21 protein-coding genes are annotated in these 23,775 nt (G+C 43.0%); 13 read left to right on the forward strand and 8 right to left on the reverse strand.

Annotated features, from left to right (window positions below; all coding sequences use genetic code 11):
- Positions 1-20: 20 nt before the first annotated feature.
- From ABK01_RS02970 to ABK01_RS02985, 4 genes are all read right to left on the reverse strand, one after another.
- A complete protein-coding gene (locus tag ABK01_RS02970) occupies positions 21-1,385 on the reverse strand; it encodes a PGN_0703 family putative restriction endonuclease (protein ID WP_253676199.1) in 1,365 nt (454 codons plus the stop codon).
- 57 nt (positions 1,386-1,442) lie between these two features.
- Positions 1,443-4,058 carry a selenium-dependent xanthine dehydrogenase gene (gene xdh, locus ABK01_RS02975; protein ID WP_253676200.1) on the reverse strand — a complete coding sequence of 872 codons (2,616 nt, stop codon included), beginning with the start codon at positions 4,056-4,058 and terminating at the stop codon, positions 1,443-1,445.
- 335 nt (positions 4,059-4,393) lie between these two features.
- The gene (locus ABK01_RS02980; protein ID WP_253676201.1) at positions 4,394-5,326 is read right to left on the reverse strand and encodes a 2-dehydropantoate 2-reductase; all 933 of its coding nucleotides are present in this window, start codon (positions 5,324-5,326) and stop codon (positions 4,394-4,396) included.
- A 239-nt stretch (positions 5,327-5,565) separates the two neighbouring features.
- On the reverse strand, positions 5,566-6,057 hold the full coding sequence (locus tag ABK01_RS02985) for a prolyl-tRNA synthetase associated domain-containing protein (RefSeq protein WP_212566007.1): 492 nt from the start codon (positions 6,055-6,057) through the stop codon (positions 5,566-5,568).
- A 426-nt stretch (positions 6,058-6,483) separates the two neighbouring features.
- Between ABK01_RS02985 and ABK01_RS02990 the strand changes: the two genes are divergently transcribed.
- Positions 6,484-7,425 (forward strand): hypothetical protein, encoded by a 942-nt coding sequence (locus ABK01_RS02990; protein WP_253676202.1) that lies wholly within the window; start codon positions 6,484-6,486, stop codon positions 7,423-7,425.
- Between the two features lie 52 nt (positions 7,426-7,477).
- On the opposite strand, the gene ABK01_RS02995 is transcribed toward ABK01_RS02990, so the two are convergent.
- From ABK01_RS02995 to ABK01_RS03005, 3 genes are all read right to left on the reverse strand, one after another.
- On the reverse strand, positions 7,478-8,113 hold the full coding sequence (locus ABK01_RS02995; protein WP_253676203.1) for a HEAT repeat domain-containing protein: 636 nt from the start codon (positions 8,111-8,113) through the stop codon (positions 7,478-7,480).
- A 116-nt stretch (positions 8,114-8,229) separates the two neighbouring features.
- The gene (locus ABK01_RS03000) at positions 8,230-8,667 is read right to left on the reverse strand and encodes a GrdX family protein (RefSeq protein ID WP_212566010.1); all 438 of its coding nucleotides are present in this window, start codon (positions 8,665-8,667) and stop codon (positions 8,230-8,232) included.
- A gap of 12 nt (positions 8,668-8,679) precedes the next feature.
- The gene (locus ABK01_RS03005; protein WP_253676204.1) at positions 8,680-11,064 is read right to left on the reverse strand and encodes an asparaginase domain-containing protein; all 2,385 of its coding nucleotides are present in this window, start codon (positions 11,062-11,064) and stop codon (positions 8,680-8,682) included.
- 259 nt (positions 11,065-11,323) lie between these two features.
- On the opposite strand from ABK01_RS03005, the gene ABK01_RS03010 reads away from it, so the two are divergent.
- From ABK01_RS03010 to ABK01_RS03065, 12 genes are all read left to right on the forward strand, one after another.
- On the forward strand, positions 11,324-12,754 hold the full coding sequence (locus ABK01_RS03010) for an MGH1-like glycoside hydrolase domain-containing protein (protein WP_212566012.1): 1,431 nt from the start codon (positions 11,324-11,326) through the stop codon (positions 12,752-12,754).
- A 36-nt stretch (positions 12,755-12,790) separates the two neighbouring features.
- Positions 12,791-14,836 carry a polyphosphate kinase 1 gene (gene ppk1, locus ABK01_RS03015; RefSeq protein WP_253676205.1) on the forward strand — a complete coding sequence of 682 codons (2,046 nt, stop codon included), beginning with the start codon at positions 12,791-12,793 and terminating at the stop codon, positions 14,834-14,836.
- A gap of 440 nt (positions 14,837-15,276) precedes the next feature.
- A complete protein-coding gene (locus ABK01_RS03020; RefSeq protein ID WP_253676206.1) occupies positions 15,277-16,302 on the forward strand; it encodes a hypothetical protein in 1,026 nt (341 codons plus the stop codon).
- 157 nt (positions 16,303-16,459) lie between these two features.
- Positions 16,460-16,951 carry a hypothetical protein gene (locus ABK01_RS03025; protein WP_253676207.1) on the forward strand — a complete coding sequence of 164 codons (492 nt, stop codon included), beginning with the start codon at positions 16,460-16,462 and terminating at the stop codon, positions 16,949-16,951.
- A 213-nt stretch (positions 16,952-17,164) separates the two neighbouring features.
- Positions 17,165-17,602 carry a hypothetical protein gene (locus ABK01_RS03030; RefSeq protein WP_253676208.1) on the forward strand — a complete coding sequence of 146 codons (438 nt, stop codon included), beginning with the start codon at positions 17,165-17,167 and terminating at the stop codon, positions 17,600-17,602.
- 75 nt (positions 17,603-17,677) lie between these two features.
- Complete coding sequence (locus tag ABK01_RS03035; RefSeq protein ID WP_206182355.1) at positions 17,678-18,058, forward strand: type II toxin-antitoxin system RelE/ParE family toxin; 381 nt, start codon at positions 17,678-17,680, stop codon at positions 18,056-18,058.
- Positions 18,027-18,332, forward strand: a complete 306-nt coding sequence (locus ABK01_RS03040; RefSeq protein ID WP_206182354.1) for a helix-turn-helix domain-containing protein — start codon at positions 18,027-18,029, stop codon at positions 18,330-18,332. The genes ABK01_RS03035 and ABK01_RS03040 overlap by 32 nt, the downstream gene beginning before the upstream one ends.
- Positions 18,333-18,450: 118 nt before the next feature.
- Positions 18,451-18,753 carry a hypothetical protein gene (locus ABK01_RS03045; RefSeq protein WP_212566014.1) on the forward strand — a complete coding sequence of 101 codons (303 nt, stop codon included), beginning with the start codon at positions 18,451-18,453 and terminating at the stop codon, positions 18,751-18,753.
- A gap of 79 nt (positions 18,754-18,832) precedes the next feature.
- On the forward strand, positions 18,833-19,222 hold the full coding sequence (locus ABK01_RS03050; protein ID WP_212566015.1) for a toxin-antitoxin system HicB family antitoxin: 390 nt from the start codon (positions 18,833-18,835) through the stop codon (positions 19,220-19,222).
- Between the two features lie 333 nt (positions 19,223-19,555).
- Positions 19,556-19,795, forward strand: coding sequence for a type II toxin-antitoxin system Phd/YefM family antitoxin (locus ABK01_RS03055; RefSeq protein WP_212566016.1), 240 nt, complete (start codon positions 19,556-19,558; stop codon positions 19,793-19,795).
- Positions 19,792-20,187 carry a type II toxin-antitoxin system VapC family toxin gene (locus ABK01_RS03060; protein WP_212566017.1) on the forward strand — a complete coding sequence of 132 codons (396 nt, stop codon included), beginning with the start codon at positions 19,792-19,794 and terminating at the stop codon, positions 20,185-20,187. Before ABK01_RS03055 ends, ABK01_RS03060 begins: the two co-directional genes overlap by 4 nt.
- 277 nt (positions 20,188-20,464) lie before the next feature.
- On the forward strand, positions 20,465-21,628 hold the full coding sequence (locus ABK01_RS03065) for a M20 family metallopeptidase (protein WP_253676209.1): 1,164 nt from the start codon (positions 20,465-20,467) through the stop codon (positions 21,626-21,628).
- A gap of 140 nt (positions 21,629-21,768) precedes the next feature.
- Here the strand turns inward: ABK01_RS03065 and ABK01_RS03070 are convergent, their stop codons facing one another.
- On the reverse strand, positions 21,769-23,733 hold the full coding sequence (locus tag ABK01_RS03070) for a DEAD/DEAH box helicase (protein WP_253676210.1): 1,965 nt from the start codon (positions 23,731-23,733) through the stop codon (positions 21,769-21,771).
- Between the last annotated feature and the right edge of the window lie 42 nt (positions 23,734-23,775).

Below are 23,775 nucleotides of genomic sequence, written 5' to 3' on the forward strand. Positions count from 1 at the left end.
TTAGAGGTTCCCAATAGGTGTTAAATATTTTTTAAATACTTATTATAAAACTCTGAATAGTGATTATAAAAAGGTAAGTTCTTGTTTTCAAGACATCTGCCAATTAAATCTTCAATATAGATAATGTCTATTTTCGCTGCGTATTCAGGTTTACATTTTTTTATTGCATTATCGATTTCACTTTTCAAATTAATTCGTGATTTTAAAAATACAAAAGTAATTGTACCGATATCTACATGGCAGATATTACGCCAAAGCTGATATTTTTTATAAAATTCATCCTCGAAGTCATCGTTTAAATATTTTTCATCACAGATTTTTTTTAGTTGTGGTAAATAATTATTTTTATATTTAGTGCGATACACCTCTGTTGGATTATTAGTATTAATTGATCCAAAATTTGGTTCTGTATATTTTATTTCAAAAAAATATTTTGTATTTGAATCATTAATAAAAAAATCAAAATTTGTATATTCGCCAGAAACTTCAAACAAAGCTTCTTCTGTATGTTCAAATTTTCCTATAGCAGATAAAGAAATATTATTATTTACGAAATGCAAATTATGGTCTTTCAGTAACGGATAAAATAAGTTCAAGCAAATAGCCTGTGACGAATTTAAATGCGAAAAATCTCTATGTAATTTTATCTTACTTTCAGTAATATATTTTTCTAAAGAATCTTTATATCCTAAATCAATGAGATTCAGCATTCTTTTTTCTTCTGGTAGAATATGGCGATATTTTTTCCCTCTGTAATTCATTTGTTCTGGAGTATTCAATACGGAGGCTTTGTAGTTAGATAAGTGCAAAATCAAAGTACAATAATTATATTTTTTTAGTTCTTTTATAACATTCTCTTTTTTTATTTTTATATTGCAATGAATTAAATTATGTTGTTTTCTAGTTAATAAAATTAAATTTTCAGGCGTATTATTGTAGCCATCGTCATTTATATGATGAATATCATAGTCATCATTCGTTCTTTTCCCTAAGAAAGCTCTTCCGATGAGTTCATAAACGTTTATATTGTGATCAACTTCTTTATTGCTTTTAGATAACTTAAGGTAGCCATCTAACTCGTTGTCATCTTGGAGAACAATACTACCTTTATATTTTATACGACCGTAATTACTTATTTCGTAGTCGTTCCACCCAAAAGTTGAACCATTTACCCATTTTTCATCATTTGCATACGTGTCTTCAGAAAAATTATATCGATTTAAACTTATTCTTTTACTCTCAGCCAGCTGTTCTTTTGTTGGCAAATTAATTCCTCTATGAGGAGTTTTATCCCATAATTGCTCATAATACTCAACAAATTCTTCATCTGTAAGCTTATTCTTTCCCGTAAAATTAATTTTAGTTTCTAATCCTGTCTGGTTCATTTGTTTTCAAGCATCTTCCGGTTTTTCAATCCTTTCCCATTTAATCGGCTTTTTCGTTTACTTTTTCCGGCTATACGGCGTATTTTCCAGTGGCAGCTTTGTTCTAAAAATACCATCGCGGTTGTAATACGCAAGCGCTACCGCAGGCGCTGTCGGAATACTGGCAATTTCTCCGACTCCTTTTGCGCCGCATGCAAGCTCATTATCGTTCTGTTCGATAATATCCACCTTTATCGGCGGTACCTGCGGGGCTTTAAACAGGCCGAGCGTACCGAACTTAGCAGTCGGAACACCCTTTTGCAGCGGATAGTCCTCAGTCAGCGCATACCCGAGGCTCATCACAACACCGCCTTCGATCTGCCCTTGCAGCGAAATCGGATTAATAGCCCGACCGATATCATGCGCCGCTTCGATATATGCAAGTTTCCCTTCTTCATCCAAATCGATAAGGTGCGTTGCATATCCATACGCAACATGACTTACCGGATGGGGTTTATCGGATCCTATTTTGTCCGTCGGGAAGGTATATTCCGCAAAAAATTCTTTGTCACTGAGGGCGGTAAACAATTCGGGCAGTATATCCTGATGTTCGGAAAGTTTTCCCGTTTTGCCGCGCTTTTGCAGTTCTTCTTCAAGCGCTTTTTTTACATCGGTAGCCGCTATGCGGGTACTTTCGCCGGTAAATACGGTTTGCCGTGAGGCGGTCGTATTCCCCGCATCGGGCGCAAACTTGGTGTCGGGTGTTTCGTAATGCAATAGGCTGCGCGGCAAATCAAGCACTTCGCTGACAATCTGCAACAGAATTGTTCCAACCCCCTGCCCGATACAAGCCGCGCTCGAATAGATATGCACGCCGTCCGCTTGAAGCCGCAGGGTTGTCCGGCCAAAATCGGGAATACCGACCCCGAGACCGGAGTTTTTAATGGCACAGGCAATACCGGCTTTCGGATGCGCATCGTAATACGGCTTTACCGCTTCGAGGGTTTGTACAAGAGCGGTTGAATCGTCAGCATATTGACCGTTCGGCAGAACCTGCCCGGGACGGATTGCATTCCGGTAGCGGATTTCCCACGGACTGATGCCGACCTTTTCCGCCAATAGATTGATACACGATTCAACGGCAAAGCAGCTTTGCGTTACGCCGAATCCTCTGAATGCACCGGCCGGCGGGTTATTGGTGTACCATGCGCAGCCGAGGATGTCGATATCCTGATAGTTATACGGCCCAGCCGCATGGGTACAGGCACGCTGGAGCACCGGCCCGCCGAGCGAGGCGTAAGCGCCGGTATCCGAATGGAGCACTGCTTTTAAGCCCGTGAGGTAGCCGTTTTCATCGCAACCGAGGGTAAAATCCATCTCCATCGCGTGCCGCTTCGGGTGGATGATAATGCTTTCTTTTCTACTTAAACTCACCTTGACGGGGCGTCCGGTCTGTAACGCAAGGATAGCCGCATGGTGCTGCACGCTCATATCTTCCTTACCGCCGAAGCCGCCGCCGACCATCTTGGCGATAACCCGTACCTTATCAATGGGTAAGCCGGTAGCCTCTGCGCATTCCCGCTTTGTTTGGTACACGCCTTGATCACCCGAATAGATGATAATACCGCCTTCTCCGTCCGGCTTTGCAACTGCCGTTTCCGGCTCCAAAAAGGCGTGTTCGGTCGGCGGCACGGAATAATGATGCGAGACGACGTATTTTGAATTTTTCAGTTTCTCATCAGTATTGCCGCGCACAAGATGCTCTTTTGAAAGAAGATTCCCTCCTTCGTGGACATGCGGCGCATCTTCTGCCATTGCCTCTGCCATAGAACACACAGGCGGCAGCTCTTCATACTCGATTTTTACCGCTTTTTTTGCAGCTTCCAAAATCTCGCGGCTTTCGGCGGCAATCAGAACGATGGCATCCCCTAAATAATGCGTTTCTTTGCCAAGCGGAATAAGCACATCCCAGTCTTTTTTTAAATGTCCGATTTTTTGCATACCGGGGAGATCTTTTGCCGTCATTACGAGATGAACGCCGTGCATCTTTTCAGCTTCTTCGGTATCGATAGACACAACCTTTGCCCGCGGATATGCAGTGCGCACGGCGCTTCCGTAGAGCATTCCATCCGGATACATATCATCGGTATATTCGGCGGTACCTGCGGCTTTCGCGTATGAATCGACACGAAGCGCGCTGATCCCTACCGCTGTTTCGGTTTTTGCTTCCGGAACAGACGTGTTTTCGCGCAGCATTTTTGCCGCCAATAAAATAGCCTCTTCAATTTTTACATAGCCGGTACAACGGCAAATATTGTTGCGGATAGCCTGTTTTACATCCGCAGATGAGGGATTGGGGTTTCCGTCTATCAGCGCTTTTGCACAGATAATCATACCGGGAATACAAAAGCCGCATTGCACTGCACCGCAGTGGGCAAACGCATATTGATATACGGCAAGCTCGCGTTCGGGAAAGCCTTCAAGCGTCATGATTGATTTTCCTGCTAATCTACCGGTAACTTGAACACAAGCCTTCATCGGTTTTCCATCTATTAAAACAGTACAAGTTCCGCAGGCGCCTTCCATACACCCGTTTTTAACGGAAGTTAAGTGCAGCGAATCGCGTAAAAAATAGATAAGTTTTTGATTTTCTTCGGCTTCAACAATCCGGCCGTTAACGGTTAATGATACCATAGCATACTCCATCCGGAACGGTATTATATTAAATCTAACGGAAACCGTAGCAGCTTCCGTTAATTGTCGATATCCATAACGGATATTCTAAACTATCTGACTCTACTATATTATGAGTATAAGGGATAAAAATGGAAAAATCAACAATAAAAAAAGAAAATGAGGATACCAAAAAAATAGTTTGATTTTACGGGAATGTAATGCCGGATACGGACCGCACCCGTGATTTGCTCGGCGTAGCTGCTCTGATAGGTGAAGGCAACCTCTCATGTCTGTCTAAAAAGAGGTTTTGGTAATGCGGTAACCACACGGCTCAGCCGCAGCGTCGCCCACTTTTATAGACCGAATAATTTCTCTTTGCCGTGTATAAAGGTAGTAATCAGATCGCAATACGGTGTAGGAATGTGCAGCTCCTTGCCCTTGCGGGAAATATAGCCATTTAAGAAATCAATTTCGGTTAAACGGTGGTTTTTGATTAAATCTTGGTGCATTGAAGGATAGTGCTTTGCGCCGACAAAATCCGGTTGTGTAAATCCATACACATAATCGGTTACGGAATCAACATCCAGCGTAACACCCTGCGTTTTTGCGATAGCGGCAAACTCGGAGATAATACAACGCATCATATCTTTACAGCCTGCAATGCTGCCAAGCTCCAGCATATTGCATTCCATAATTGTGCAGGTACTGTTCATTGCGCCATTAAGCGCGGCTTTCCGCCAAATAGACCACAGGATATTATCGGAATATACTGCAGGCATGGTCGCTTTATTGAGTGCTTCTACAATCATCTCTGCACCGGCTTTCCCTTCCGGTACAATATTCTGAATTTCTGTTTTACCATGACTCGACAGTACCGCACTTCCCGGTCCCTTCATTCCGGCAGTTACCACCGTTACGCCCATAAAGATATTCTTAGGCGCGATAAACTTTTTCAGGGTTTCCGTATGCCCCAGTCCATTCAAAAGACAGAGTATTTTGGTATCATCCCGCAACACATGCTTAATACTGCTCAGCATCGTTTCCAGCTGCATTGATTTTGTAAACACAATGACAAAATCCGCAGTCCCTTTGAACTCTTCCGGTTTATAAATATCGATTTTTGTCGATAATTCCGCAGTACCGTCCTGCAAGTGCAACCCATTTTTCCGGATTGCATCGATATTATCCTGCCAACCGTCCAGCAGTGTTACATCATTACCGCTTTTTTGCAGCATAAATCCAAAGCTACAGCCCATTGCACCTGAACCGGCAATAACAACCTTCATATAACCACCTCTATTAGGGAAACACTAGGGCTGTCCAAAAACTGAAAGCCTATCGGCTTTTTCTGTATCAGCTTTGCTGATGAGGGATGGCGAAAAAGCAACCAACTTTTGAGACATCCCCAGTGTTAACATTAAAATTTCTTGTTTCGTAATAAGTCTCTCTATTTTATAGGTATAGGCAATTACAGACTTATGGAAAACGAAGTCAAGTTTATAAAGCAAACTTAAACGTCTATGTCTTATACATTGATGATAAAATACTCATGTCCGGTGTTTTTGATAAAACGCTGCAAGTCGCCGGAATCGATAAAAACCGTTGCAGTATTTTCATTCGGATGAAAGGTTAGAATGCGGTATTCGTCAAGCATCGCTTTATCAAAGTATACGGTTACGTCATGCGCTGTGTTGTTTAATAGACCGAACGGCGACACTACTCCAGCTGCAAGGCCGAGTTTTTCTGCTAATAATTCTGCTGACGCAAACTTAAATTCTTTTTCTTCAAGCATTTCCGCGCACTTTTTCATATCGAGCCGTTTCACTTCATCCATAATGAGTAGAATGCACCGTTTTTTATTTCTGTTTCGCAGAAAGAGCGTTTTTGTTCGGCACCCTTCTTTGCCTTCGATGTATTTGTCGGCTTCTTCGGTAGTTAAAGCCGGTGGGTGTTCAATTACTTCATAGCTGATACCCATATCCTGTAATGCTTTGTAAACATTTTCAGCTGGTGTCATAAAAATCTCCTTGTACCTTATGAGATTCTTTAAATACTATAACATAAATAAAAGAAAAGACAACACATCCTGTGCGAAATTTTATTCGTGCGGTTTAATACCCCGACGTTTGCGTCGGGGGTGTTGATTTAAAATTTCGCACATTTTTCCGGCAAATGGGTAAACGCATCAGGCAGAGTAGATAAAAATCGCGGAAAAATTGAGACTGTGAGACCATTTGAACCGCAAAGAGGTTCAACTCTGGTCGAATAGTCTCAATTTTTCCGCGGGGATGTTAAAAACGGCCTGATGCGTTTACCCTGTGATCGCGTTGTCGAGGTCTTGCATAAAAAGCTGCATCCGTGTAGGCTTGATAGTGTGCCGTTTTTATGAACAATATTTTTATGTTATGCTGTCTTGAAAAAACGAGTACGCTAAGGAGTGTTTATGAAGAAACTAGTTGCATCGATGATTGGTGCCTTACTGATTCTTGGTACTCTTTCTGCGCAGGAAGAAGGAGCAGAGGAAAAGTCAAAGGTAAAATATTCGACAAATATCAATCTCGCTGTTACCTATCCTTGGGCAGGCAAGCTGAGTGTAACGGAAGTTATTAAAGTTCCGGTTTTGAACTTTAATAATCCGTTTATGCGCGGTAATAATATTAAATTTAAGCTGGGGGCTGAACTTACACCGGTTACTGTGGAAGGAAAGTTTGATATCGTGTGGACTCCGATCGCTTTTTTGGAAGTATACGGAGGTGCAAGTATTGGCTCTGGCTGGACGCTTGCAGGGTGGCACGGTCTTGCGTTAAATCAGAATGTTTCCGGCACAACGCAGAAAGTTCCTATTAACTTTAAAAACGCATTTTACACTGCGAATTTCGGCGCCGCTTTACAATTTGATTTGGGAGCGCTTATCCCAACCGATTGGACTCATATAATCGCAAGGATTGATCAGTACTTTTTATACCGAGGTGTTACAGGTGTAGGTCCGCTTACATCATGGGTGTTTCAGAATGATGACGGCGAAAACAGAAACGGCTTCACCTATTGCGCTTCATACGTGCTCGGTTACCAAATGCCGCTGCCGATGAATATGATTGCCTTTAGAGTGGAAACTGAAAAAACCTTTTTTAAAGTTCCCTCTGGCGCTGATAAACGTAATTGGGGCGAAGATCGTTATAATGTTGAGTTTGGCCCAATCATCAGCTTTAAACCTGTCGATCAACTGACAATTCTGCTTATTGCACAATGGAAGACCGCTCATAGCTATACCGTCGGTGATTTAAAAACATTTTATCAAAACCGTACAATCGATAAAAGTAAGCGGGATAAGATAGTCTTTAAGCGGGTAGGGATAATCTTTGATGTGAATCTCCCCAACAACTAATGGGTATCTCTAAAAACTTGGTTAGATTTTTAGCGATGCCTTGATAAATGGCTTACACCGTCGGGGGTCTGCGCAAGAATGTTTCGATTGTGCGTATGGCTTCGACGGCACGAGCTTGCGTTGTCGGGGAAGGGTCGCGTAGTTTTTCCTTTAACAACACCAATGAGCGTTCAACCATTTCCGGTTCGTATTTCCCGATGATGCGGAATATATCCGGCGCGTGCTCACGTACACCTTCCTTGTCGGGATCGTCCAGCATACGTTCAAATAAGCCGATGTACGGTTTAAAGACGGACGCTTTGGCGTTGGCAATACTTTGACAGGCTTCCAGCATTGCCGCCCGTACTTTGGGTACGGAATCGCAATGTAATTGAATAATTTTATCCAGCCGATTTTTTACCGTGTTGATATCCGCCCTGCCTATACGACCAAGCGCTAAAACGGCTTGTTCCCGAATTTCCCAGTTACTGTCCTTTAATGCAGCAAAGGCTCCATCTATGAGGTGCATAACTTTTTCCGGTCTGTTATTTCCGATGTGACCGATAGCGGTATATGCCTGCGCAATTACTTTCTCGTTGTTGCTTTTAACGCTTTGAGTAACAAATGCAATATCATCACCGGTTAACGTTGCATGATTTGTTTGTGCCGTATAGGTAATACCTTGTAAGCGTTCAATAATTTTATTCATCTTTTCTTCCTCTGGGTACTGATACGTGTGTGATAAGATTTATCTGTTTATCATATTTACGTACAAGATACTATAGGGCATCTTCTAAAAACTCAGGTATAGCTTTTAAAGGCTTCCTATAGGGCGCTTCTAAATAAAGAAAGGTCTAGCGCTTGGAAGTCTTCCAGCACTTTTTCCGAATAACTCGGCGGATTAGTGCGTTTTACCCGCTCCATGGCTTGCTCCCACAGCTGCAACGATCGGGTATCCAGCGCAGTTCCTTCCGCCAACACCATACTGCGGTACGGCTGCTTGTGCAGCTGAATGTTCCCATACATTGCATGGTTTTGCAGCTTCCAGTTCCGGTGGATATGGTCGCGCACCTGTGTGTACAGTTCGTCCCGCGACGCGCAGAATATCAGTTCAATATCCGCGGTTTCAAGGGTGTTATTCGAGGTATCCGTCTCGGCGCCGCTATTCGAGGTGTTTGCTTTTGTGCTGCTATTCCGTGTTTTACTTTGGCGTTCAATGTATTCGGCAGTTTTAGGGTTGTTGGTAATAATCAGTTGCTTCATGAGTCTTTCCTTTTATTTTTCGTTTAAGAGCGCAGCTGTTTCCATAATACGATCAAGCTCCTCTTGGGTGTCGCATACGAGAGATGCTGCATAGTACAGTGCAATGGCTGTTTCGGTTGTGAGCATCCCCATCGGTACGGCGCCTTCTTTCCATAAGTCCCGCGCGCTGGCATAGTTGGAAAAGTCGATCGCTTCTTCCTGTTGAGAAGTACAGTAAAACCTGCAGTGCTGTTTTTTGCCGCGTTTCAAAAATTCTTTTAAAGAATACGAGCTGTCTTTCATATTGGCCGTACCGTTTTCGTACAGCTCTAAAAAGAACGTGCGTATATCTTTTTGTAATGAAATAAGCCGCTCGCTCCGAATGCCGGGATAGGTTTTTATCAAAAACATATTGTCGGCAGCTTCGCTCAAGAGGCTTTCAAAAACGAGGCTGTCGCTTTCTTCATAATCCGAAAGCAGTCCTTCACCCCGAAAGAGCGGCGTTTGCATATTCCAGTTTACAAAGCCGATATCGCCGGAATCGACAAACTTGAGATTGAGCGGCGAAAGCACCTTACCGTTAAAAGAAACATAGACGCCGTTTTCTTTTTCCCAAGCGAGCTTGATTGCTGCGTTAAAGTTTCGCCGCGCTTCCTCCGATTCCGAAGGGGCAGTGCCGGATGCAGTCAATACGATGGAGACCGGCGTGTCGGCAAAAAGCCAGTATATCAGCGGCGCGGTATAGACGAGCGTGTCGGTTCCGTGCGTTATCACGATACCGTTGGCTGTCCCCGAAGCGATTTTTTCACAGATTGTGTGGATAAGCCGTGCCCAATCCGCCGGCTCCAGCTCTTCGCTGAAAAGCCCGTCGGAAATGGTCGGCTCGATGCGGATATGCCGCTTTGCAATAGTGGTATCCAAAAGCTCGGACAGAATTTTGGTACTTCCCGCTTTCACCTGTCCGTTTTGTATGGTAGCCGAAATTGCGCCACCCATCGAAAGCACATAGATAATGCGGATATTCAATTCTTCCTTAATAAGCTGCTTTACCAACTGCTGGTCGGCAAATCCTTTTGTCCGCTTCATCACCTGCCCGCACAGGATTTCGAGGTATTTCATCGAACCGGTTTTGAGCAGTTCCGCTTCTTTCGGATGTTTGCTAAGCATCTCTTGCACGAGAGTCCTCAGCGTTGTTTCGTCTGATATCTTTATCCATTCGTCTTTCGCAAGCAAAGCTGCCGGGTCTGCGCCGTCTATGATAATCTTTTGCAGCAGCGTGCGGGCAATCGGATGGTTAATCGTTCCCTCCTGCGCAAGCCGCAAAATACGGGCAAAGTATTCAGGCTGTAAAACAAGGCAATCGATTGTTTTGCCGGCGCGCTTCAGCAGCGGGAGAATATCTTCCAGAATCCCGTTTGCGGCGATTTTCGGCTCAATTCCGAATTGCAGCACCGCTTCAAAAAAATCCGCAAGCCGCGCCTCGGTACACAGCGCCCGTGCAATTGGAATGGATAGACCGAAGGATTGAATATAGCGCAGCTTTCGCGATTGTTGATTTTCCGGAGCAGTCTGCAATACCTCTTGCAGCAGCGTATCCGGCGCGGTGTAAAAAGCCTGCTCTTCTACCGGTTTTGTTTTAACATAATCGATAAAATCCCGTGTTTTATACGGTTCGGTACGCTCCATGCGGGCATTCCACAGTCGGCTTTCAGAAATCGGGTCATTCCCCTGTTTGAGCATATCTTCCTGCCGCCGTAAATCTTCGTTTACCGCCTTCCGTACAAAGTTAAAAGAGTTAAGGTTCCGCAGTTTTACATAGTGCTGCGGCGGATTGGGAAATTCGGTAGAAGCAACATAGGCATTGCAGCGGATTTTATGACTACTGTCGGAATCGGTGAGGAGTCCGATGTACCGCAGCCGGTTGTTCAGTTCGGTTAAAAACATCTCCGCTTCTTCGCCCAGTTCAAGATTATTACCGGTGCGTATCCTGATGCTCGGCATTCCCGCGGAGCTGTAATCCATAAGAGCCTTGCCGTCGGTATGCATAAGGCGTCCCGCATCTTCTTCGATGCGTATTTCCAAAATATCAATCTGCTTTTTGTGTTTGTGAAATTCGATATCAAGCACGCCTTTTTCCGCAATTTTTACCGAAGCGCCGCAGAGCTGATATTCGGAAGGGAGCGCCGGCATACCCGAAGGATATTCATATTGGGCTTTTGGGATAAGCGCGCAGCCGAGACTTTGGGCAAGCCGGTACGCATCGCGGGCAATGCGTTCTTTTAAAAGCGGCGGATATCCCGGTGTGCGCGTACAAATAGGACAGCTGTCGGCAGAGGAGCCTGCTTTGCATGAGCAAAACGCTTTTTCATCCGATAAGATTAAAATGCGGATTTCAAGAAAAACAAATGATTGGTACAAGCGTTCCTCCTGCAACACAGAAATGATATTAGCTCTAAAAAAATCGATAGGTTTTAGAGATTTTGATCAGAATATACAAAAAACTGAAAAAATTATACAACTATGCGAAAAAATATGATATACTATATACGCGAAAGATTCGCTCAATTATTTGCATGATTTTTCTCAGTGTTTAACGGGACGGCACTCTTTAAACGGTTACGGTTAAAACTGTGCAAAAATACTAGGAATAAAAGCGGTGGGTTGTTGAGGAGCAGTGGTGAACAAGCGCGATTTTCCAAAAGTTCATTTTTATGATCAGGATTTTGTTGATATTTATGATAGAACGTGGTCGTTTATTCAGGATTTTTTATTCAATATAAAGACCGAAAAAGGAACAACTGAAAGTTTTTTCCTTTATCCCGATAACAACGGATGGTTTTTAAATCAGTATGAAACCATCTTTTCATCGTTCTTTTTTGTTTATTCAAACCGAAACTATAGTGCAAATCAGGGATTGGATTTTTTCTATGCACATCAGGAAGAGTCGGGAGCGATTCGGTCTCGGTATAATGTCGAAACCGGTGAGCCGGTGTTTTCGAGCGATAATCCCGAAGGTGTCGGTATGCCGCTTTTTGCATGGGCGGAATACAATATGTTCCACAAGACGGCGAATAAAAAACGGGTGAAGGATGTCATGCCGGTACTCACCCGCTATATGAAGTGGCTGGATACTTCGTTTAAACAACCGAACGGATTATATACCGTCCCGCTCGCAGCCGTAGAGATGTACAATACGCCGCGCAAGAAAGCCGCATATCTGGTAGACTTTAACGCAGCGGTCGCGGTTAATGCGCTGTATATGTCGGTGCTGGGCGATATTCTTAACGACAAGGAATTGAGTTTTCAGTATAAGCGGGTTTATTTTACACTGAAAACCCGTATTAATAATTTAATGTGGAATGCCGAAACCGGTTTTTATCACGATATCGATGCGAATGAACAGCAGTTACCGCAAAAGACAATCGCCGGTTTTTGGCCGCTGCTTGCCGAAATCCCCAATGAGGATAAAGCCGAACAGCTTTCCGCGCACTTGCTGAATCCCGAAACCTTCGGCTCCGACCATCCCATTCCCAGTTTGTCGCTTGATGACGCTTCGTATAATGAGCGCGGTATGGGAGCCTTAGGCAGTGTATTCCCGCATTTGAACTTTATCGTCATTAAGGGCTTGGAAAAATATGAGCGGTGGGAACTTGCGCGAGAATGCGCTATCCGGCATATCTACTATGTGCTTGACGGCCTTGCTCCCGACGGCAACAGCAAAAAAGGCGCGTTGTGGGAAGCGTATTTGCCGCAAAAAGAAGGCCATGCGCAATGGCCTGACCATGAAAATTTCCCGCGCAAACAATATCTCTTTTCAGCAGCGCTCTCGACCATCACATTGATGATCGAAAATGTGATTGGGCTTTCCATCAGCTTCCCGCGGAAAACCGTCGATTGGATTATTCCGAATCTTGAGGTGATGGGCATCGAAAACTTGAGCCTGAAACGGAACCTTGTTACCATCCTGTCGTCAAAAACGCAGCGGGGCTGGGAAATCCACATGGAAAGCGAAAAGCTCTATTACTTTACCATCAATATCCTCGGACAAAAAAAGAAAACGCTGCCGATACCTTCCGGTAAGTGTTCGATGCTCATTGATAAACTGTAAGCGGAGCTGCCTGCAAGGTTTTGCGAGACCTTCACTATGATGGACTATCTTAACAGGGAACTTTCATGGATCGATTTTAACGAGCGGGTATTGGCGGAGGCGTGCTCTTCTACGGTACCGCTTTTGGAGCGGCTCAAGTTTATCGGTATCGTATCTTCAAATTTTGATGAGTTTTTTATGGTGCGGGTGGCCGGCTTGCAAGAATTTTATAAAAGCGGGCATCCACCTGCCGATGCTGACGATTGGCCGGTAGAAACGCTGTTAGAAGCCATCGTGCAAAAAACGCGCGTCTTGTTTGACATTCAAGAAGCGGTGTTAAATACCGAAATTTTACCCCAGCTAAAAGCGCATGGGTTTGCCTATTGCAAGCCGGAAGAATGTTCCGAAGCGGAGCGGCGTTTTTTGGAAGATTATTTTTTCCGGCACCTCTACCCGATTATTACCCCGCAAGTTTCCGAAAATGAGCAGGCGCTTGCAGACAGTGTTGCCAATGTGCGGCTGCACGTCGGGTTTTTGCTTTCGGGTGATGCAGGCGGACAAGACCGGCTCGCGATTGTGCCGGTGCCATCGGCTCCGCGCTTTGTCTTTTTGCAATCGGACCCTGCAAAAAAGGTTCGGTTCGTACTGATCGACGAGCTGATTCGGTATTTCGGCGGAGCGTTTTTCCCCGGCTGCCGGATTACCGGAACGGGAATCTTTAAGATTAACCGCTCCGCCAGTATGACGGTTGACGATTCCTCCGATGACGGTTTTATCGAGGCATTGGAAGAGGTTCTTATCAGACGCCGATACTCGTTTGTCGTGCGGATGACGAGTACGCATGAATCCCCCGCATTGGTGCGGCGGATGAGCGAGCTGTTTCAGCTGGGCGAAAAAGATATTTATTTGAGCGAGGCTCCCATCGGGCTTTCCTCCTTTGCAAAAATCACGGAAATAGACGGGTTTAAGCGGTTGAGGAATGAAAAATGGAAGCATTTTGCACATCCTGCCTTTCCTTCTGACGGTACGCCGTGGGATAGTATCAAAGCCGGCGATATTCTGCTGCATGTGCCGTATCAATCATATAAACCGGTTATCAGACTTTTGTCTGACGCCGCGGAAGACCCTGCCGTAACGTCCATCCGTATGACCTTGTACCGTACCAGTAAAAGCTCGCCCGTTGTACGCGCGTTGGTGGATGCTGCAAAACGAGGAAAACAGGTTACGGTATTTGTGGAATTAAAAGCACGCTTTGATGAAGAGCGGAATCTCGGCTGGGTAAAGCGGCTGCAAAAACACGGTGTGCGGGTGGTGTACGATCTGCCGCATTTGAAGGTTCACGCAAAACTCCTGTTGATTATGCGGCGTGAGGCGCACGGTGAGCAGGGGTATCTGCACCTGTCTACCGGCAATTATAATGACACCACCGCACGGCTTTATGCGGATATATCGTTGTTTACCGTTCATCCGCGTATGATTGCCGATGCACAGATAATATTTTCGCGTCTATGCGGTAAATATACGCCGGAAAATCCGCACTATATCATTACCGCACCCGAAGCGCTCAAACGTACTCTGCTGGAACATATCGAACGGGAAATCGGCTTTGCACGGCAGCATAAGCCCGCCCGTATCGTCGCGAAGATGAATAGCCTTTCGCATCCCGACCTGATTGCTGCCATATACAAGGCTTCGCAGGCGGGCGTCCGCATCGATTTAAACGTGCGGGGTATCTGTATGCTCATTCCCGGGCAGCGCGGCATCAGCGACAATGTCCGCGTCGTCAGTATTATCGACCGCTATTTGGAGCATAGCCGGATATTCTATTTTGAAAACGGCGGTAATCCTGAATGGTACCTTTCCAGCGCGGACTGGATGCCCCGCAATCTTGAGCGGCGGGTAGAGCTGTTGTTTCCTGTTTTGGATAAGCAGAATCAGAAGCTTCTGGATTATTTTTTTAGCGTGTACTTTGCGGATAACGTAAAGGCCTTTGAAATGCAGCCGGATGGCAGTTGGCACCGTAAAACTTTGCAGCAGGGGCAGCCGCCGGTTCGGGCACAAGAAGCCTTGCATCGCTTTTTTGAGCAGCAAGCTGGTGATTGAACAGCTTTAGAGAGCTTCTCGGTTACAGCGATGTTTCAACCACTATGGTTTACACCTACGTCCTCAACCGCGGCTGTCGCGGCGTTCAAAGCCCCATCGACCGAATGTGATTCGTTTTAGCTTGTTTAGTGAAGATAGGCCTAATCTGGCTGTTGATGATGTGTTCCGGCGTATATTATGGTAGAAAGATGAAGCTGCTTGGTGAGGTGCCAGTTTAGATTGCAGACGAGTAGTTTTGATGGTATTATGAGGAAAGGTCGAAAAGTTGTTATACGCACAAGCCAATGGCTTGGATATTTTTTGTTTATTAGGGCAAATTAGGAAGCGGTTGTATTAAAGCTCGCACGGAAGAAAAAAAATCAAGTAAAACAAAGAGGCGATTGAAAAATGGTTTCAAAAATATAATATAAACTATAAAAATTTTATAAAAAGGAAGACTAATGGAAAAAATATTTTTTCTAACAGTAGTATATTGCTCACTACTAGTTTCTTGTAAAAATAATTCCGACGGTAAAAAACTCAGTTATGATGGAAAAATATTGACCGAACAGTTAACACAAAGAGAATTTGATTACTCTAAAGCTAAAGAAGAATTAAATCGTGAGCGAACAGATTCACGAATTCCTTTTACAATGAATTTTTATGGTTGTTTGGGAAAACCTGTTTTAAAAGCGGAAGGGAATAATGACGTATATGTAATGTTAGATTCAGGTTCTACACGAAACTGGTTTTATTATTCTTTATTAGAAAAGATTAATGTGACTGAAGATGATTTCATACAAAAAGTAGTTGAATATATCAAACAGAATGAACTAGAACTGATAAAGGATCATCCTTCAGAAAAAGAAGTTGCTCAATACTTAAAAAACGAATGGTCTAATTATAATCTTAATTATCTAGCTTCCGTATCTTTTGGAGACATTTCTCTGCGATATGATCCTAATGTTAGTGAAACTTTTGATGGAGTTATCGGAGCTGAGTTTCTATTGAATTATGACAGAGTTACAATAGACTTTATCAATCAATATATTATTTTAAATGACGAAAAACTTGATGGTGCTGCTTTAAAAATGTATCAAAGTCCTAATGATGAATTTGATATTTATTTTGAATATAGAGGACAACCTGAATTCGGAATGATTGATACAGGTAATTATGGGTTTACTCCAAGACATAATTTTGGAGATAGAAATCAACAATATGATATAAATGATTATTCAAATTATGGATATGGCTATAAAGATAAAGTTCCTATTACACCAAGAGTAATGTATTCTTATAATGATATAAAAATAGGTGAGGTTATTTACAACAATATGAATGGTGCTTATTCAACAATAAAAGGCTCTGGTTTTAATAAAGGAGCACAATCTCATATGATGAAACTAAATGGACTTGGTAATGTTTTTTTCTATAACCATATAATTCAATTTGATTTTGTAGATATGCAGTTTATTATTAAATAACAATACAAACAGGAATGTATTTGAATATAAAAAAAGGGATTTGTATTCGTGAAGCAGAAAATTCATCTGTTTAAGAAAGAATATTAGTTGGACGCTCTCATAGATCCGCTAGTTTTTTAATTTAAAATATAATACAAATAAATAAGGTGTATAACAAATGGCAATAACAATGATAACAACTCTTATGCTGATGGTGTTTTATTTTCTTTTGTTGTATGGAGGTGTGGCTTTTGTTCAAAACAAGAAGTTTTTTTCTTCAGCCCCCAAAGAGGTTTATGATGCTGTTCCTGACCGAAAAGAAAGATTTCACGGTGCACATATAATCGGTTGGATTATAATTGCAATTGCTTTTCTTATCCTTTTTGGTGCATTTATACTTGGAGCATGGGACGGAATTCATAATAATTTTAATTTTATTGAATTTTTCATAAGATTTTTAATTATGCTTTACGGAATGGAAACTTTCGATATTGTGTTTTTCGATTGGGTTCTTCTCTGTCATTCAAATTTCTTTCCTCATTTTTATCCGGAAGTTAAGGATATCGTAGGTCCGCATTTATTTGGATTTAATTGGAAAACACATGTTATGCATTGCATTATATATATTCCGATTTGCGCCCTACTAGCATGGGTATGTACTTTGTTTTAGGAAGCTCATTTGTTATGGAAAAAGAATTAAGATTATTAGTACAAGATAAATGAAAGACGTCTAACACCCGCTTCAACCTGACATTGCGGACAAGCCGCAAATGCAGGTCAAGCGGTAGTTAGGTTGACCTGCCTAAAGACAGGCAGGCGCGGAACCGACCTATGATATTTATTTCGATCTAAAAATAAATTTATAAAATCATAGGAGGATTTTATGAAACGCTTTTCTAAATTTACAGTATTACTAACTACTGTATTATTACCCCTTGCTTTTGTCAGCTGTAAACAGGGAGCAACAAATGAGGGTAAAACTATAACTAAACTTGAAGCCCCGACAAATTTGGTTATCAATTCAATTACAGATAACACAATTGGTTGTGCTGTTAATTACACCGGAAAATTTGAGGGTGCAACGAACGCAATTTTAGGCTACTCGACTACAAATGATTCCTCTAAAGCCACTTATGACACATATAATTCAACTGCTACTGTAGAAGCAGGGGAAAATACAAGAACGGTTAATTATACTGGCTCATATTATTTTAAGCCTACATCGGGGAAAAAATATTATTTCTGGTTAAAAGTAACAAGTTCTGCATATAATGTTTCTCACAGTTCTTGGAGCAATGTTGCTGAGTTTACCTATCCATAATAATTAAATAATCTGGCGGGTCAAGCCCGCCTTTTTCTTCTTGACAAATATTCACTTTAGTTCATATAATAAATTATGTGGAATGTAGATTCATCAGATGAATATGATGCTTGGTTTCTAACATTGGACGAAAAATGTAAGGAAGCCGTATTGCAAAGAGTTCTTTTACTACAACAATACGGGCCAAATCTTTCACGTCCGTATGCAGATGTCCTTCATGGTTCTAAGAAACTTAGTAACCTTAAAGAACTGAGAAACCAGACTCAGAAACATCTTTTGAGAGTTGCCTATTACTTTGATTCTGCTAGAAATGCATTTTTGCTTACTGGCGGAGACAAGAAAGGTAAAGACCGGGATAAGTTTTACAAAGATTTAATAGCCGAATCCGAAGTAATAGTTGAAAGACATGAGAAGGAGTTGGAAAATGAAAGACGCAATCAAAATGATGGAAAGTAATATGTCTCCAGAGGCTGTTCGTCGCACTCACATAAAAGCCGAGCAGGATATTATGACAATTCGTCTTGCACAGCTTCGCGAAGAACAGAATGTAAAACAGTCAGAAATGACTAATTTTACCCAGTCATCTGTTTCTAAAATTGAAAAAAGGAAAGATATAAAAATTTCAACTTTAATAGACTATCTCGACAGTCTCGGAATGGGACTTGAAATTATTACTTATCCAAAACTTGCTTTTTCTAAAAACCAGGAAAAAGTTCTTTTGAAAGTATAAGAAGACCTAACACCCGCTTCAACCTGACATTGCCTTTGAGGCAATGCAGGTTAAGCGAATGTTATGTGGACTGCCCTTCGGGCAGCAGTTTAGGAGGAAAAATGTTTGATAGTGATATTTGCAAGAAAAAAGATGGTTCACCCTTAAAGACTATGAATCTGAATATGAAGCTCAAGAAGCTATTGAATATGTGAAAAGACAATATGGGAATGAACAAGTAAGTTATAAATGCTCACGATGTGGTTACTGGCACCTTTCACCAAAAGAGCGTCAGACACCAAATCATATAAGTTATTGCCTTGATTCTAACGGTAAAACAAAGCAAGGCTATCCAACTTATGAAGCGACTAAAAGGAGAGCGGAAATAATTTTTGATGAAAAAGGAATAGAACTTTTTGTTTATCATTGTGATCTGGAGTGATACAATAAAATTATTTATGTAAGAATGGTAAAAGAGGTTGTAGAATCAGAAGAGGCGCACAAGGGAAAGGAGGACTGATATGAAAACAATTGATGAATATATGAAAATGCCATATAAACTGGAAATTATTCCGGATTCAGAAGAATCAGGTTTTGTAGCCTCATATCCAGACCTTCCGGGTTGTATAACTTGCGGTTCAACAATTTCTGATGCAGTTAATAATGCAGAAGATGCAAAAAAGGAGTGGTTCTTGGCTGCCATTGAAGAAAATATTGAAATTGCAGAACCAAAAAGTGCCGATTCTTATTCCGGTCAATTCAAACTACGTATTCCAAAATCTTTGCACAAGACTCTTGCCGAAGATTCTAAAAAGGAAGGAGTAAGTATGAACCAATATTGCGTATATCTTCTTGCAAAGAATTCAGAAAAAGAACATATATTATCGCAAGAACAAGCTGTATTCGTATAACACCGTTTTCAAAGCCGACAACGCAGACAAGCTGCGTTGCGGTTTAAAACGCAAGTTAGACGGATGCCTGCGGCACGAATAATAAACAAAATTTGATGATTGATTTTTGAAATAAAAGGGCAGTTATCCTTATTATTAAAATTTTTTAATACTGACAGGAAAATTTGATTATTTAAATCTCTCCAATATAGATTTTTGCATAAAATTCAACAAAAATACTGTTATAAATCACGAAAGCAAAGCTTTTAAATGTTATATATTTTATTTATAATCCAGAAACCCTAACTAAGAACAACTTGACTATGTTGTACATATATATTATGATATACGTATATGAAAACTTTATCGATAGCTAAAGTAAGAATGAATTTTTCCGCGCTTTTGAAAGAAGTAGAATCAGGTAATGAAATTGGTATTGCCTTTGGTCGAAAACAAGAAACGATAGCCGTGATTGTTCCAATTGACGAGTACAAAAGAATCAAAGCGAGAAAGCTTGGCACATTAGAAGGAAAAGTAAAGGTTGAATTCAGTGAGAACTGGACAATAACAGATGAAGAGTTTATTAATGTATGAAAATCCTATTAGATACGCACTATTTATTATGGGCATTTATTGATACAAGTAAAATATCTAAATCAGTTTATAATAAATTATTAGCAGACGAAAATGAAATTTTTTATAGTCAAGCTAGTTTATGGGAAATATCAATAAAATGTAATATGGGCAAATTATCCCTAAAAGGAATAACTCCTGAAGAATTCTATGAAGAAGTAGAAAATAGTTTTTTTAAATGTAGACCTTTTAAAAATGATGAATTAATTAGTTTTTATAAATTGCCGATAGAACACAAAGACCCATTTGATAGAATTATGATTTGGCAATCAATAAACTCTGATTATTATTTTTTATCTGTTGATACACAGGTTATAAAGTATAAAAAATATGGCTTAAAAATCTTATCCTAACACCCGCTTCAACGCTGACAAAAGCCTTTGCCATGGAAATTGCTTATGTCGCTGTGTCACTAAAGTGGCTGCGCTCTTTTATGCAATTTCCACGCCAAGCCCTATACGGGCACGGCAATGCAGTTTAAAACGATGTTATGTGGACGGCTCTGCGAGACGCTTTGGGATAGGAGAGAGCTATGACGCGGGCAAGAAATAAAGATGATTTACTGAAATTCACTACGGAAAATTACTCAAAATTGAGTGGTAAGCTTTTAAAGGATAAAGGATAGTACCAATGCAAAACTATTTTGATTATATCGATGATGATGAACTCTGCGCATTTTTTGCAGGCGCTGTAAAAATTCCCAGTATTAATCCGCCGGGGAACGAAGCACCGATGGTGAAATATATAGAAGATTTTTTACAAGCGAATAAGATTGAATATGAGCGGATTCCGGTTGAAGGAAGCCGCTGTGATATTGTCGCTCGGGTGTGCGGGAAAACCCGTGAAAATAGCATCATCTTTACCGGACACATGGATGTCGTACCGGTTTCCGACGAAGAGCGGAAACGATGGAACTTTAACCCGTTCGGCGCCGAAACACGAGACGGTATTCTTTACGGCCGCGGCAGCAGCGATATGAAAAGCGGACTGACAGCTGCGCTTTATGCAATGTCTGTTTTACAGCGGCACGGTATTGTTCCGCCGACTGATATTATCTTTGCCGCGACAATCGATGAAGAAAACTACATGAAAGGCTCGAAGAAGCTTTTATACTCTCCGCTGTTTGACGGCGCCCGCTCGTTAGTGGTGTGCGAACCAACCGATTTAAAGCTGTGCATAAAAGGGAAAGGGAGAACATGGGCGGATGTCTGTGTACGGGGTAAAACAGCTCACGGTTCACAAGCAGGCGCCGGAGATAATGCGATTTACACAGCAATCAATTTAATAGAAAAGATTAAGCATACCGAGTTGTCGGACTATTCTTCGGCGGAAAACGGGGAGTCCTTTTGGCGGACACTGGCGATACAGGCGGGAGTAGAACCGCAGGTAGTCCCTGATACTTGCATATTTACCGTTGATGCGCGGCTTGCCGTCGGTCATCCCATCGATGCAGTATGGGCGCAGCTGGATAAACTGATTGCATCATTGCATCAAGAAGTTCCTACCGCTCAAGTGTCGTATACCGTTATCGATAGGCGCCCTTCGTGGGCAACGGCGGAAAGCGAACCGTTGGTACAGCGCTGCAAAACAGCGCTGGAAGCCGTCGGCTTACCGTATATCCCTGACATCTTTGCGGGTTCTACCGACGGTAGCATACTAGTAAAGCAGGGACTCGTTCCCGTTATCATCGGCCCAGGCGATCTTGCCGTCGTCCACCGCGAAAACGAGCATATTAAGCTTTCTCAACTTTATCGGGCGGCGAGGTTGTATCTTTCCATAATGCTTACCTTTTGAAAATATACGGCGTATCTACTTCGTCGCTCGTTCAGCGAAGTACATCCCTGTACTTCGCTGAACACAAGTTTGACCAGTGTCAAACTTGTTTCTGCTTAATACGCGCGGCATCCGTGCCGCTACTGAAAATCCTCAACGTATCATTTCCGCTTTTTATAGGCGGAGGCGGAGCCTGCGCTGACAGGATGTTTCTTTCTCGTATCCTTTTCGCGGAAAAAGGCTTCGCGCCGGTTCCCTTCACGCAGTTTTCGTGAAGGGCTTTTTTTTGCATAACCGGCTGTGTGCGAACTCTTTTCGTTTACGGAATCCGATTTTGTGTCGATGTGGATGTGCGGCATATTTGCTTTTTTCTTTGAAAGCCTCAGTGCCTCGTGAGCGGCATCGGTCGGTAAATCCGCAAGCGAAAAGCGGTCGAATAATTCGATACGGTCAACTGCGTGTTCGGGGATGGAGAGCAAGGTACTGAAAAACTGTGCAAGGCTCCGCTTGCTTGTCCCGTCCTTCCTGCCCAATCCGATATAGAGCCGGATGGTATTCCCGCCGGATGATTTTCCGCGCTTGTCTTCGGTGCGGGGGATTTTGATATTTCTGTAATGGGAAGCAGACAGCACCGAACCGTAGTGCAACTGCAACACGGCGGCAAGTACTTCGGCGCTGTCAATATGCTTGACGCCGGATACCGCTGCCTCAGCGTCGAAAGCAACGGCTTCGTCAACGTTTGCAGTATTTGCAGCGATATCGGTACTATCGACGGCGTTTATACTATCCGCAGGGCTGTCAATATTTTTGACGCCGCTTTCGGTATTCTCGGTGTAGGACACGATGGCGTTTTTTTCAGTGGCGGCGAATCTTGCTTTATTTCCGGCTAGGAGTTCCCGAGCGAGTTCGATAAAGGGTTTGTTGACCGTATGTTCGGCACGAACGGTGTCCAGCTGCCGCCGCAGATCAGAAAAGAGCCGTTCCTGTTTTTGTGCGAGGACTTTTTCTATAGAAGGAATTTTTCCTTCCTGCAACTCGCCTCGTGCATGACGGCGCAAATAGTCAATCCTGCGCCGCTCATTCGGGCGGATAAAGCTTACCGCCGTCCCTTTCGCCCCCGCCCGTCCGGTTCTACCGATACGGTGCGTGTACGTGGGGCCGTCATACGGAATGGAATAGTTGACAACGTGCGTAATTCCCTCGATATCGATACCGCGGGCGGCGACATCGGTTGCAACGAGAATACGGGTTTTCCCCGCCCGAAACCGGCTCAAGATTTTTTCGCGCTGCCCCTGCGGGATGTCTCCATGCAAAGCGGCGGCTTCGTAATGCCGCTCATCAAGCTCTTTCGCAACCGCATCGGCGTCAACCTTAGTTTGGCAAAAGACCAGCCCGTAAAAGTTTTCGGCGGTGTCGATCAGGCGAACCAATGCCTCGGTTTTATCTTCTTCCCTCACCATCCAAAAAAACTGTTCGGTAAGCGGCAGCGGTTCTTCCGACGCCTCTTCTTCTACAATTTCATATTCGCCCATAAAGTCGGCAGCGATTTTCAAAATCTGCTTGGGCATCGTTGCCGAGAACATCAGCACCCGCGAATCGGGATTTGCCTTTTTGAATATCGTTTCGATATCTTCGATAAAGCCCATGTTCAGCATTTCATCAGCTTCATCTAAAATAAAATATTCGATACTGTCCAAATTCAGCGAGCCGCGCTCTAAATGATCGATAACACGGCCGGGAGTTCCGGCAACAATTTCGCATCCGCGCTTTAAATTTCGTAATTGTTCGACAATCGACGCGCCGCCGTATACGGTGGTGATACGGGGATGAGTTCCTTCCTTAAACGATTCTATTTCCGAAGCGACTTGCAGCGCAAGTTCGCGAGTAGGTACCAGTACTAACGCACGCGGTTTTTCCCGCGGTTCCCTCAATTCCTGTACAAGCGGCAATCCGTAGGCGGCGGTTTTACCGGTACCTGTTCTCGCCTTTGCAATAACGTTCGCATCGCCGTTTAAGAGGCGCGGAATTGCCAACACTTGAATGGGTGTCGGCTCTTCAAATCCTTTTGCCGCTACCGCATTCAACACGGACTCATCGAGTCCCAAATCTCTAAAAGATATATCCATAATCGGTGCGAGTATATCAGATACGACGATAAGTTCATAGCC

Source organism: Treponema sp. OMZ 305 (assembly GCF_024181325.1).
Classification (GTDB): Bacteria; Spirochaetota; Spirochaetia; order Treponematales; family Treponemataceae; genus Treponema.

Bases quoted from the DNA above. Each gene is read 5' to 3' on its own strand.
- ABK01_RS02970 (WP_253676199.1), bottom strand. From the start codon at position 1,385: ATGAACCAGACAGGATTAGAAACTAAAATTAATTTTACGGGAAAGAAT.
- ABK01_RS03060 (WP_212566017.1), top strand. From the start codon at position 19,792: ATGAAAATCCTATTAGATACGCACTATTTATTATGGGCATTTATTGAT.
- ABK01_RS03035 (WP_206182355.1), top strand. From the start codon at position 17,678: ATGTGGAATGTAGATTCATCAGATGAATATGATGCTTGGTTTCTAACA.
- ABK01_RS03030 (WP_253676208.1), top strand. From the start codon at position 17,165: ATGAAACGCTTTTCTAAATTTACAGTATTACTAACTACTGTATTATTA.
- ABK01_RS02990 (WP_253676202.1), top strand. From the start codon at position 6,484: ATGAAGAAACTAGTTGCATCGATGATTGGTGCCTTACTGATTCTTGGT.
- ppk1 (WP_253676205.1), top strand. From the start codon at position 12,791: ATGATGGACTATCTTAACAGGGAACTTTCATGGATCGATTTTAACGAG.
- ABK01_RS03070 (WP_253676210.1), bottom strand. From the start codon at position 23,733: ATGGATATATCTTTTAGAGATTTGGGACTCGATGAGTCCGTGTTGAAT.
- ABK01_RS03025 (WP_253676207.1), top strand. From the start codon at position 16,460: ATGGCAATAACAATGATAACAACTCTTATGCTGATGGTGTTTTATTTT.
- ABK01_RS03065 (WP_253676209.1), top strand. From the start codon at position 20,465: ATGCAAAACTATTTTGATTATATCGATGATGATGAACTCTGCGCATTT.
- ABK01_RS03055 (WP_212566016.1), top strand. From the start codon at position 19,556: ATGAAAACTTTATCGATAGCTAAAGTAAGAATGAATTTTTCCGCGCTT.
- ABK01_RS03000 (WP_212566010.1), bottom strand. From the start codon at position 8,667: ATGAAGCAACTGATTATTACCAACAACCCTAAAACTGCCGAATACATT.
- ABK01_RS03050 (WP_212566015.1), top strand. From the start codon at position 18,833: ATGAAAACAATTGATGAATATATGAAAATGCCATATAAACTGGAAATT.
- ABK01_RS02980 (WP_253676201.1), bottom strand. From the start codon at position 5,326: ATGAAGGTTGTTATTGCCGGTTCAGGTGCAATGGGCTGTAGCTTTGGA.
- xdh (WP_253676200.1), bottom strand. From the start codon at position 4,058: ATGGTATCATTAACCGTTAACGGCCGGATTGTTGAAGCCGAAGAAAAT.
- ABK01_RS02995 (WP_253676203.1), bottom strand. From the start codon at position 8,113: ATGAATAAAATTATTGAACGCTTACAAGGTATTACCTATACGGCACAA.
- ABK01_RS02985 (WP_212566007.1), bottom strand. From the start codon at position 6,057: ATGACACCAGCTGAAAATGTTTACAAAGCATTACAGGATATGGGTATC.
- ABK01_RS03040 (WP_206182354.1), top strand. From the start codon at position 18,027: ATGAAAGACGCAATCAAAATGATGGAAAGTAATATGTCTCCAGAGGCT.
- ABK01_RS03020 (WP_253676206.1), top strand. From the start codon at position 15,277: ATGGAAAAAATATTTTTTCTAACAGTAGTATATTGCTCACTACTAGTT.